Genomic DNA, 11,351 nt, shown 5'->3' with positions numbered 1-11,351 from the left:
AATGAAACAAGTACAAACAAAAAGGGATTGGAAAAAACTTGCATACGACGTAGTGGAAGAGAAAATGATTACGAAAGAAGATGCAATAGCGATATTAGAAGCTGATGATACAGAAGTTTTAGAAATTATGAATGCAGCTTACATTATTCGCCATCATCACTTTGGTAAGAAAGTAAAATTGAATATGATTATTAATACGAAATCTGGATTATGTCCTGAAGATTGTGGATATTGCTCACAGTCTATTATTTCAGAAGCACCGATTGATAAATATGCATGGTTAACGCAGGAGAAGATTGTAGAAGGGGCACATGAAGCAATACGCCGTAAAGCAGGTACATATTGTATTGTAGCGTCTGGTCGTCGTCCGACGGATAAAGAGGTAAATCACGTAGTTGGAGCAGTTAAGGAAATTCGTGAAACGACAGACTTGAAGATTTGTTGTTGTTTAGGTTTCTTAAATGAAGATCAAGCAGGACGTTTAGCGGAAGCAGGCGTGCACCGTTATAATCACAACTTAAATACACATGCAAATAATTACGATAGTATTTGTTCAACTCATACGTATGATGATCGTGTTGATACAGTTCAAAAAGCAAAACAAGCTGGTATTTCACCATGCTCTGGAGCGATTTTTGGCATGGGAGAAACAATTGAAGAGCGTGCTGAAATTGCATTTGAATTACAACGTATAGATGCGGATTCTATCCCTTGTAATTTCCTTGTTGCTGTAAAGGGGACACCTCTTGAAGGGCAAAAAGAGTTAACGCCAGTAGAATGTTTAAAAGTACTTGCAATGATGCGTTTTGTAAACCCAACAAAAGAAATTCGTATTTCAGGAGGACGTGAAATCAATTTACGTTCTGTACAGCCAATCGGTTTATTTGCAGCAAATTCTATTTTTGTCGGGGACTACTTAACGACAGCTGGACAAGAGCCGACTGCGGACTGGGGTATGATTGCAGATTTAGGATTTGAGATTGAAGAATGTGCATTATAAGATAGATGAAAAAGCAAACTTGTAAAAGAGTTTGCTTTTTTGTAAATAAAATGTAATAAATAGTTGTGAACGCTTGATACTATTGGTTTTTGAACGAAAAAAAGAATTTTTGTGGACGAATTTTCCAAGCCCTAGTTGTACATAGTAAATATGTAATTTATATTGGGTTGGAGGATTTTACATGTACAAATACATATTAGCGATTATGACTTGTTTAATTTTAATAAAAGCAATAAGTTCTGATCCAGTTAAGGCTACCGAAAATCCTGAACAAAAAGAGATGCAACAAAGAATCGAACAACACTTTCGAACGAAAGCTGAACATTTTGGATTGAAAACGGAAGGAAAAGATTTAAAGGAAGTTAGAAAAGAAATTACTATTATAGAAGAAGCGAAAAAAAGAGAGAATGTATGGAGAACAGCACAAGCTCTTCATATAAAAACAGAAGGAAAAACGATGAATGAATTAATAAAAGATGTACAAAAAAAGGTGAAAAAATAAAAAGAGGCCGCAGCCTCTTTTTTTATGCCCATTGTTTTGATAAGTGAGCCATTTCAATTGCAGCAACAGCTGATTCATATCCTTTATTACCAGCTTTCGTACCTGCGCGTTCAATCGCTTGTTCAATTGTTTCTGTCGTTAATACGCCGAAAATAACTGGGATGTCCATTTGTAGTGATAAAGACGCAACACCTTTTGCTACCTCATTACAAACGTAATCGTAGTGAGTTGTAGCACCTCGGATTACAGTACCTAATGTAATAACAGCATCATACTTTCCGCTACTAGCCATCTTTTTAGCGATTAAAGGAATTTCAAATGCACCAGGAACCCAAGCAACATCAATATCACTTTCTTCTACACCGTGACGCTTTAATCCGTCTAAAGCGCCGCCAAGTAACTTACTTGTAATAAATTCGTTAAAACGTCCAACAACAACTCCAACTTTTAATCCTGTACCAACTAAATGACCTTCGAATACCATAATAAATCTCTCCTTTAATTATAAGTTTAGTAAGTGTCCTAATTTATTTACTTTCGTTTGTAAATACGATTTATTTTCTTCTTTTGCCGGCATTTGCAACGGTACACGCTCGACTACTTCTAAATCGTAACCTTGTAAGCCAGCAATTTTTCTTGGGTTATTCGTTAATAATCGTAAGTTTTGTAAACCTAAATCTTTTAATATTTGAGCACCGATACCGTAATCACGAAGATCAGCAGGGAAGCCGAGTTTTTCATTTGCTTCTACAGTATCGAATCCTTCTTCTTGTAATTTATAAGCGCGAAGCTTATTAAGAAGCCCAATGCCTCTTCCTTCTTGTCTCATATAAAGAAGAACACCTTTTCCTTCACGCTCAATTTGAGCAAGTGCTGCATGGAGTTGTGGTCCGCAATCGCAGCGATGTGAACCGAATACATCTCCTGTTAAGCATTCAGAATGAACACGTACAAGTACCGGTTCACCTGTTGAAATATCACCTTTTACAAGTGCGATATGTTCTTTCGTATCTAATGAGTTAGAATAGCCAATTGCGTGGAAAGTACCGAAATCTGTAGGTAATGTAATTTCCACTTCTCTCGTCACAAGTGTTTCATGATGGCGGCGATAAGCAATTAAATCTTCTATTGTAATCATTTTTATATCAAATTGTTTTGCACATTCTATTAAATCAGGTACACGTGCCATCGTGCCGTCCTCATTTATAATTTCGCAAATAACTCCAGCTGGTTCGGCACCGCATAGCTTTGCTAAATCAACAGCAGCTTCTGTATGACCTGCACGACGCAGGACACCGCCTTCTTTCGCAATTAATGGAAAGATATGTCCAGGTCGATTGAAATCAGCGCCTTTTGATGCGGGGTTTAACAATTCTTGTATCGTAGTTGCACGTTCGTGAGCGCTAATCCCTGTTGTTGTAGAAACATGGTCAATGCTCACTGTAAACGCAGTATGATGTGAATCTGTATTATGAGATACCATTGGTTCTAATTGTAGACGTTCTGCGTACCCTGCTGTAATCGGTACACAAACGAGACCACGGCCATGTGTAATCATAAAATTAATTGTTTCTGGTGTAATGTACTCTGCTAAAGCAATAAAATCGCCTTCATTTTCTCGGTTTTCATCATCACATACGATAACGACTTTTCCTTGTTTTAAATCTTCTAGAGCTTCTTCAATACGATGAAACATTGTGCTTCCCCCTTATAGAAATCCGTTTTCTTGTAAAAAGCTTTCAGTCATTGAACCTACTCGTTTTGTAGGTTTAGTAATAAAGCGTTCGATATATTTACCAATCATGTCACACTCAATGTTTACGATATCTCCGGCATTTTTTTCCCCAATGACAGATTCGCTTACTGTGTGCGGGATGAGTGAAATCGTTATGGAAGATTCGTCTATAGCAAATATCGTTAAACTCGTTCCATCAACAGCAATGGACCCTTTCTGCAAACAATAGCGCAGCAGTTCATCAGAAATTGCTATTTTGTAATAGACGGCATTGTAATGTTGTTTTTTATTTAAAATCGTTCCGGTGCCATCAATATGTCCTGAAACGAAATGTCCACCGAATCGTCCGTTTGCAGCCATTGCTCGCTCTAAATTTACTTTAGAGTGCGGTTTAAGCATGCGAAGTGATGTCGACTGCATCGTTTCGGGCATTGCATCAACTGTAAATGAAGTAGTTGTAAAGCTCGTTACAGTTAAGCAAATACCGTTAACCGCGATACTATCACCTAAGTGAACATCTGATAAAATTTTCTTTGCATGAATCGTTAATTTCATCGCTTCTCCGCTTTGTTGCATGTTTGCTATCGTTCCTAATTCTTCTACAATTCCTGTAAACATTTCGTCACCTCGTTTCGGGCATTCGCAACGATTTTTATATCATCACCAATTTGTTTCATCTCTTGAATTTTCAAGGAAAGCGCATCTTGTAATTTTGAAAAACCATTTCCTCCAAATAAAGTAGGAGCATCTTTCCCACCAATTAATTTCGGGCTTATATAGGTTACAATTTCATTAAAATTGTTTGTTTTTAAGAAACTTGCATGAATCGATTGGCCACCTTCAACGAATAGAGAAAGAATTTGTTTCTCTCCAAGAAAGGAAAGAAGGTCCTCGATTTCTATATGCTTCGTTTCCATTTGGAATATAGCTATATTTTTAGATTCATAAGAAGATATTTTCTCTTTCTTTACATCCTTACCGACAATAATCCATGTCGGTGCTAAACCATCTGTTATAACATGAGAAGATGGTGGCGTTCGTAAATGGGTATCTAAAACAACGCGAATAGGATGTTTCCCACCATTTGGAATTCTTGTTGTTAAATGAGGATTATCAGCTATAACTGTATTCACTCCAACAAGAATTGCATCATGTGTATGGCGATATTGGTGAACATCAGCACGTGCTTCTTCACCTGTAATCCACTTACTTTCACCAGTTACAGTTGCTGTTTTTCCATCTAAGCTCATCGCTGTTTTGATTGTTACAAAAGGGCGTTTCGTTTTCATGTAGTGAAAAAAGTAGCGATTTAATAAAACTGCTTCTGCTTCAAGAACACCAGTAGTTACTTCAATTCTAGCTTCCTCTAATCTTCTTTTTCCGTTACCAGAAACGAGCGGATTACAATCGAGAGTAGCAATTACAACACGCTTAACTCCTCTTTCGATGAGCAATTCACAGCAAGGTGGTGTTTTTCCAAAGTGGCTACACGGTTCCAGTGTTACATAAACGGTAGCGTCTTTGGCGTTCTGACCAGCCATTTGAAGGGCATGAACTTCTGCGTGTTCTTCACCAGCTCGTAAATGAGCGCCCATACCAACGATGTTTCCATCTTTTACAACAACAGCACCAACCATAGGATTTGGACTTGTTTGTCCTGATGTTCCTTCTGCTAACTGCAGGGCAATCCTCATATATTCTTGATCTGTCATTTTCTTCACCTCTCCAAAAAAAATCAAAAAACCCCAAGGATTTAATATCCTTGGGGTTTGGGAGACGTGATTTCTAGAAATATAGTTTGAATACGAAAGCATAGGAAAGAAACCTAACGATAATTGATATTTCTGCATAAGGAAAAAACCTAGCAAAATATCGAATTTTTAAACGCTAGTTGTCTCTTTTTATTTCAGTATAAAAAATAAGTATAGAAAATTAAACATATATAAAGAATCAAAATGAATCTTTAAAAATATGCATACTGAAATAAAAGTGTATTCACTATATAAAAAACTAGAAACATATCCTTCTCCCATCCAGACTATACTGTCGGCCCTAGAGTTTCACTAGATCCACCGTTTTCGAGTTGAAAACGGGTCACGGACTTAGAAGTTTTCACTTCATCACCGCCGGTTGGGAATTTCACCCGACCCCGAAGGATGCTGTTTGCTCAAATTATAGCACAAAAAAAATAAAAGGCTAGTAAAAAATATTCGAATGTGAAGAATTGTGTGAAAATATATGCAGGCTGGAATGGAAATAAAAGTATTAGAAATGTTGTAAAGAGAAGGGATATAACGGAGTTGCTAAAAAGAAAAAACATGCACAAAAAAATGTGCATGTCACATGTAAAATTATTCTGCCTCTGGTGCTCTAACAACAGACTCGAATTTACCTTTATGCGAAGCGTCGCAATAAGGCATATTTTTTGATAAACCACAACGGCATAAAGAAAATGCCGGTTTTGCTGGGAATGCATTCCCTTGTGAGTCGACTAATTCCACGTCCCCTGTAACGCGAAAAGAGCCATTATCATTTACTTTAATTTGTACTTTTGCCAACGTTATCCCTCCTTCCCAAACGCTTAATTTCATCATATAATCAAGGGAAGTGCTTGGCAATATAAAGTGAAACTTTAATTAGTGGGGGAGGCATCCCCCACTAATTATTAGTTGAACCAATCGGGCTTTTAGGGGCAGTTAATCTCCTACCTAACTTCTTTGTTTCAGCCGAATTTTGAGGTGGGAGTTTTACTGCCCGCAAATAGCGGAGAAAAAAGAGCACTTTGTTTGAGAAAGAAGAGAGTGTTATAATAGTTTTCATAACTGACTAGAGTAAGGTGACGAGAGATGGATAAACAATTACATACATTACGAAACATTGCAAATGAGCGCACGTGGGCATCATTTTTGAATGATAATCATCCATATAGTTTGTTACATTGGTCCATTGCAGGTGTAGGGCAAGAGGCAAAGGATGTTTGGTTACTGCAAGATGAAGTAACATTTCAAACGACAGAATTCCCAACGTTAGATGATGCAATGCAATGGATTTCTGAAAATATGGAACAAGTTACAGACGTTTTAGCGCAATAAAAAACAGGCTTATGCAAGCCTGTTTTTTGTTTCTTTCACATATGTGTTTAAAAATTGATCGACGGCTGCTTCGTACTCTTCTTTATTTTCGTTATAAGAGCAAGCGTGTGCACCGTGTTCTGCAATATAAAGCTGCTTATTATTTTCTTTCGCTTCATATAACGCTTTTGTCATATCAGCTAAAATATAGTCGTCATCTTTACTATGAATAAAGAGAACGGGATTGTTAATGTTTTTTATACAGTCGATTGGTGAAACTTCACGAATTGTATAACCGTCACGAACTTTCAAAAATGCGTTTGCTAAAGGTAATAAAGGCCATTTTGGTAAATGGAATTCAACCTTTAAACGGTGCTGTAATTGTCCGTGAAAATCAGAGAAAGGACAATCTGCAATATAGAAATCAGCACCATCTTCTACAAGTCCTGCGTATTGAAGAAGTGTTGCAGCTCCCATAGATTCACCATGAATACCAAGTGTAATATTGGTGCCAAAACGGTTTTTTAGCCAGTCAACTACGGATTTTAAATCATGTTTTTCATAGTATCCATAGCTTGTTGTTTTTCCGCCAGTTTTACCATGACGACGATGATCGTAAATGAGGACGTTATATCCTCTTTTTAAGAATAAGTTTGCATATTTTACAGAGTTTATTTTATTTACAGTTACACCGTGGCAAAAAACCATAAACTTATTGGTGGAATGACCAGCAGGAATGTAATATCCGTGAAGGTCGTATCCAAATTGTGAAGGGATATGAATTTCTTCTTTATGAAGAGCATCAAAATCCTCTATACGAAAATGTTTTTTCGTTTCTCTTTCGAGTACTTCTTCCTCTGTTTTTTTCTTTAAGTACATCACTTTATTTGTAAAGAAAATCCCAAGGGCAGTTATTGCACCTAGTATAGTAAACAGTGCTGCAAAAAAACGTTTCATACTTTACCTCATCCTCCAAATACCGTTACATGTGATACACTTATATTGTATCACAATGATATAAAAGGGGAGAAATAGGAAATGCTGCATATACAAAAAATTACGCCAGCGATGAAAGAAACAATCCGAATGTTCATGTGTGAGAACTGGGGAAGTTCATTGATGGTTTCACGTGGTAAGGGACATCAGTTAGAAGAGTTGCCAGGATTTGTTGCGCTCTCAGATGACAGAATAATCGGAATTATAACGTATGAAGTGACCAGAAATATGTGCGAAATTGTATCGCTAGATAGCTTTGAAGAAAGAAAAGGAATAGGGACGAAACTTGTGGATTGTGTATTACAAGTTGCAGAAGAAGAACGGTGCAGACAGGTTTGGCTTATTACAACTAATGATAATATGAATGCGTTACGATTTTACCAAAAACGTAATTTTGTAATGACTAATTTATATGTGAATGCGGTAGAGGAGGCACGAAAAATAAAGAAAGAAATTCCACGTATTGGATATGATAATATCCCAATTTTACATGAAATTCAGTTGGAGTATCGTTTAGTGAAATGATGTAACAATTTTCAGAAATATGAGTTATTAATCTTGACGGATAGTTTAATTTAGGTTACCGTAAAATTGTAATCTATTACCATATTAAGGGGTGACGATGTGGCAACTATACGTGATGTTGCAAAATTGGCAGGTGTTTCAGTCGCAACCGTTTCACGAGTTATTAATGAAAAAGGATACGTTCATGAGGACACAGTAAAACAAGTAAAGGAAGCAATTGAAGAATTACGTTATAGGCCAAACAGTGCAGCGAAGCCACTATTTAAAGAGGATTCAACGATAATTGCATTACTTGTAGATAATTTATGTAACCAATCAAACATCACTTTGCTACATTGTATTGAGGAAATAGCATATAAAGAAGGTTATCAAATCATTATTTGTAATATAGAGAATAAAGATAGATACATACATATGCTGAAGCAAAATAACATTGCAGGTGTTATTTTGACAAGAGCAGTTTTTAAAAGTGTAGGAAAAATTCCATTTCCGTTTGTTGTGATCGATGAGCAACAATCACATGGAAATTATTATGAAAGTGGACAGAGAGCTGTTTCTTTATTAAAAGAGAAAGGGTGTCACTTTCTTGCATATTTCGGTGAGGGAGAAGAAAGTGAAGAAATGGAAGATCATATAGCAGGGTTTTTAGACGCTGTTTGGGATGAAGGAATCTCTTATCGAGAAGAATGTGTACAAGGGTATACAAATAAACAATTTATTACATTATTGCAAAACAATCCGTATGTAGATGGAATTGTAGCCTCAAGTGATCAGATTGCTATTGAGTTAATTCGGTCAGCGAGATTTCTAAATATACATATACCAGATAAATTAAAAATTGTTGGACCGAATGGGAGTATAGAGTGTGAATGGATAGGTTCATCACTACCGACAATTGAAAACTATGTCAGAGATAATGGAAAAGTAGCTTTTCAACAATTAAAAGGAAAAATAAAAAAGTAAAAGGTGCGTTTTATACGCACCTTTTTATAATGTAATTGCGGCAATAAAGCCAAATATAAGTAACGGTATATTGTAATGTAGAAAAGTGGGTACACATGTATCCCATATATGATGGTGCTGACCATCAGCATTTAAACCGGATGTTGGTCCAAGGGTACTATCCGATGCTGGAGATCCTGCGTCACCTAGTGCTCCGGCTGTACCGATAATTGCAATTGTGGCCATTGGACTAAATCCAAGCTGAATGCAAAGAGGTACAAAAATGGTTGTTAAGATAGGGATGGTTGAAAAGGATGAACCAATTCCCATCGTAACGAGAAGTCCAATAACGAGCATAAGAAATGCAGCGAGTGGTTTGTTATTTCCGATTATATGTGCACTCGTTTGCACCAGAGATTCAACATGTCCTGTTTTTCGAAGAACAGCGCCGAATCCAGCGGCAGCAATCATAACAAAGCCAATGAAGGACATCATACGCATTCCGCTTGTTAATATCGCATCTGCTTCTTTAAGTGGTAGACTGCCACTAACTGATAAGACGATAATACCTGCTAAAGCACCGAAAATCATTGATTCGGTTGTTAATTGAACAGTTAATGTAGCAATAATAGATAATAACCCGAAAGTAATGCTACGTTTTGTATAGGGAACGATTTCATTTTCGGTAGTATGAATTTGTTCTGTTTCATACGTACGAGGTTTTCGGTACGTAATGAATACCGCTACACATAATCCAATAATCATACCGATTGCTGGAATAGTCATTGCTTTTGGAATAAGTGCGACATCAAATGTAAGACCGCTTTGCGCAGCGTTGGTTTGCAATACGTCATGATAAATTTTTCCGAACCCTGCAGGGATCCACATATAAGGAGTAATCAATCCAAATGTAATAATACATGTGACAAGTCTGCGATCCACTTTCAGCTCAGTTAATACTTTTAAAAGTGCTGGAATTAAGATGGGGATGAAAGCAATGTGAACAGGAATCACATTTTGTGAGAAACAAGCCATCATTAAAATAATGAATAAAATAAGTACCTTAGAATAAACTTGTTTTTTCGTGTCTTGTTCATTGCCAATCCATTTTAATGCAGTTTGAATCATAGCATCTGGAAGTCCTGTTTTGGAAAGAGAAATAGCGAAACCACCAAGCATTGCATAACTTAAAGCGATTGGAGCACTGTTTCCAAGACCAGTTGTAAAAGTGTTAATCGTTTCTGAAATACCGAGTCCGCCGATAAGTCCGCCTGTTAAAGCTCCAACAATGATGGCGACAATGACCTGGACACGTAACAAACTAAGCAATAGCATAATTGCTACTGCGACGAGTACAGCGTTCATAATAAATGTAATCTCCCTAAATTTTTATTCTGTTAAGACAAGTACATATGAAATATTTTGCTATGTTTATACATACTTGCGACATATTATTATAAAATGTTTTCTATGAAATGTAAAAGAGCCTTTTGTGACTAATGCTGAAAAGCTAGCTCTTGTTTAATTGATTGCAAAGAATTGGCGAATAATTCTGGTTCTTCTAGATCAGGAGAATGTGCTGAGTTTGGGAACCAAATCATCTTTTTTATAGGCGCTTCAATAATATCGCAATATTCCTGAACGAGTGCATAAGGAGTTTGATAATCATAGCGACCAGAACAAAAATAAACTGGAATAGATAAACTTGAGATAGAAGAAAAGAAATCGATTGTCAGCATTTCTTCCCATAAAACGCCAGATTTTAAATTTCCTGCGAGAAACTTGAACCAATCTAATAGCGTGTACTCAGGAGAAAAGAAACCTTTTCGTATGAAAGAAAAGGAAGATCCATTTTGGATTGCGCCTCCGAATGTGCCAAGCCACTTTCTTTGAATAATGAGACGTCTCGTATCTAAAAATGGTGGCTTTCCTAATTTTAAAAGGGAAGCTAATGCTTTTTTATGATTATGTTTTTTTGCAGAACGAATTAAATGTTGATATAGCAATTCTTCATTTTGTTTCATATGTACAATTTGCCCAATACCGATGTAAGCCTCAATATACTTTGGATATTGATGTGCTATGTTAAGCCCAATGATACTTCCCCAAGAATGACCAGCGAGAAATAGTTTTTGTTTGTTGAACCTTTTAAGTACATATTGAATCACTTCTTTTGCATCGGAAACGAATTGTTCGATTGTGAAATTTGCTCCGAAATCTTTCATTGAAAAGGATTTACCAGCCCCGCGCTGATCCCAATTAATAACAATAAATTGCTTCTCTAATTCTTTTTGAAAATGGCGAATAAATCCGATTTGTGCCATCCCAGGTCCGCCGTGACAGCATAATAAAATAGGTTGCTCTACGTTTTGTCCACGCATAAGGAGAGTTTGTTTTCGATTATTAATCATAACGCTTTCTATCGTAGCGATACTGTTAGGAATGAGTTGTTTGTTTTCATTATAGAACTGAGGGGTGTAGCTACGAAAAAGCATATTGAAAACCTCCTTTTGTGAAATCGTATGAATCGCACAGGCTATTCATTTTGCATATACTGTTAGAAAATCATTGTAACATACC

General features: G+C 36.6%; 13 protein-coding genes and 1 riboswitch. Of the genes, 5 read left to right on the top strand and 8 right to left on the bottom strand.

All coding sequences use genetic code 11. The annotated features are described in order from the left end of the window. Position 1 precedes the first annotated feature (1 nt). Both bioB and BHV55_RS20635 read left to right on the top strand, forming a co-directional pair. Positions 2-1,000 (top strand): biotin synthase, encoded by a 999-nt coding sequence (bioB, locus tag BHV55_RS20640; protein ID WP_070756941.1) that lies wholly within the window; start codon positions 2-4, stop codon positions 998-1,000. A gap of 181 nt (positions 1,001-1,181) precedes the next feature. Further along, positions 1,182-1,502: a hypothetical protein gene (locus BHV55_RS20635; RefSeq protein ID WP_000280033.1), complete on the top strand. Its 321-nt coding sequence runs from the start codon at positions 1,182-1,184 to the stop codon at positions 1,500-1,502. A gap of 22 nt (positions 1,503-1,524) precedes the next feature. Here BHV55_RS20635 and ribH read toward each other — a convergent pair whose 3' ends face one another. From ribH to BHV55_RS20610, 5 genes are all read right to left on the bottom strand, one after another. After that, positions 1,525-1,986: a 6,7-dimethyl-8-ribityllumazine synthase gene (gene ribH, locus BHV55_RS20630; RefSeq protein ID WP_000230899.1), complete on the bottom strand. Its 462-nt coding sequence runs from the start codon at positions 1,984-1,986 to the stop codon at positions 1,525-1,527. Between the two features lie 18 nt (positions 1,987-2,004). Next, complete coding sequence (gene ribBA / locus BHV55_RS20625) at positions 2,005-3,198, bottom strand: bifunctional 3,4-dihydroxy-2-butanone 4-phosphate synthase/GTP cyclohydrolase II (protein WP_048567762.1); 1,194 nt, start codon at positions 3,196-3,198, stop codon at positions 2,005-2,007. Between the two features lie 12 nt (positions 3,199-3,210). Next, positions 3,211-3,855 (bottom strand): riboflavin synthase subunit alpha, encoded by a 645-nt coding sequence (gene ribE / locus BHV55_RS20620; RefSeq protein WP_016111642.1) that lies wholly within the window; start codon positions 3,853-3,855, stop codon positions 3,211-3,213. Continuing rightward, positions 3,837-4,949 carry a bifunctional diaminohydroxyphosphoribosylaminopyrimidine deaminase/5-amino-6-(5-phosphoribosylamino)uracil reductase RibD gene (ribD, locus tag BHV55_RS20615; protein ID WP_000131994.1) on the bottom strand — a complete coding sequence of 371 codons (1,113 nt, stop codon included), beginning with the start codon at positions 4,947-4,949 and terminating at the stop codon, positions 3,837-3,839. The genes ribE and ribD overlap by 19 nt, the downstream gene beginning before the upstream one ends. A gap of 305 nt (positions 4,950-5,254) precedes the next feature. Next, a riboswitch (FMN riboswitch) is annotated at positions 5,255-5,398 on the bottom strand. Positions 5,399-5,588: 190 nt separating this feature from the next. Next, entirely contained in the window at positions 5,589-5,795 is a 207-nt protein-coding gene (locus BHV55_RS20610) for a CDGSH iron-sulfur domain-containing protein (RefSeq protein WP_001151579.1), read from the bottom strand. Between the two features lie 288 nt (positions 5,796-6,083). Here BHV55_RS20610 and BHV55_RS20605 point away from each other — a divergent pair, with 288 nt between their 5' ends. Continuing rightward, the gene (locus BHV55_RS20605) at positions 6,084-6,329 is read left to right on the top strand and encodes a DUF2552 family protein (protein WP_000360793.1); all 246 of its coding nucleotides are present in this window, start codon (positions 6,084-6,086) and stop codon (positions 6,327-6,329) included. 9 nt (positions 6,330-6,338) lie between these two features. Here the strand turns inward: BHV55_RS20605 and BHV55_RS20600 are convergent, their stop codons facing one another. Continuing rightward, positions 6,339-7,265, bottom strand: coding sequence for an alpha/beta hydrolase (locus BHV55_RS20600; protein ID WP_000819234.1), 927 nt, complete (start codon positions 7,263-7,265; stop codon positions 6,339-6,341). A gap of 81 nt (positions 7,266-7,346) precedes the next feature. Here BHV55_RS20600 and BHV55_RS20595 point away from each other — a divergent pair, with 81 nt between their 5' ends. Beyond that, positions 7,347-7,829, top strand: a complete 483-nt coding sequence (locus BHV55_RS20595) for a GNAT family N-acetyltransferase (RefSeq protein ID WP_000902438.1) — start codon at positions 7,347-7,349, stop codon at positions 7,827-7,829. 99 nt (positions 7,830-7,928) lie between these two features. After that, the gene (locus BHV55_RS20590; protein ID WP_048567765.1) at positions 7,929-8,792 is read left to right on the top strand and encodes a LacI family DNA-binding transcriptional regulator; all 864 of its coding nucleotides are present in this window, start codon (positions 7,929-7,931) and stop codon (positions 8,790-8,792) included. A gap of 24 nt (positions 8,793-8,816) precedes the next feature. On the opposite strand, the gene BHV55_RS20585 is transcribed toward BHV55_RS20590, so the two are convergent. Then, positions 8,817-10,136 (bottom strand): Na+/H+ antiporter family protein, encoded by a 1,320-nt coding sequence (locus BHV55_RS20585; protein ID WP_000994819.1) that lies wholly within the window; start codon positions 10,134-10,136, stop codon positions 8,817-8,819. A gap of 131 nt (positions 10,137-10,267) precedes the next feature. Next, a complete protein-coding gene (locus BHV55_RS20580; protein WP_000898975.1) occupies positions 10,268-11,266 on the bottom strand; it encodes an alpha/beta fold hydrolase in 999 nt (332 codons plus the stop codon). Between the last annotated feature and the right edge of the window lie 85 nt (positions 11,267-11,351).

Source organism: Bacillus sp. RZ2MS9 (assembly GCF_001816185.2).
GTDB classification, from domain to species: Bacteria; Bacillota; Bacilli; order Bacillales; family Bacillaceae_G; genus Bacillus_A; species Bacillus_A cereus.
Note: the sequence above shows the minus strand (reverse complement) of the source record. Positions and strands in the feature narration are given on the sequence as shown.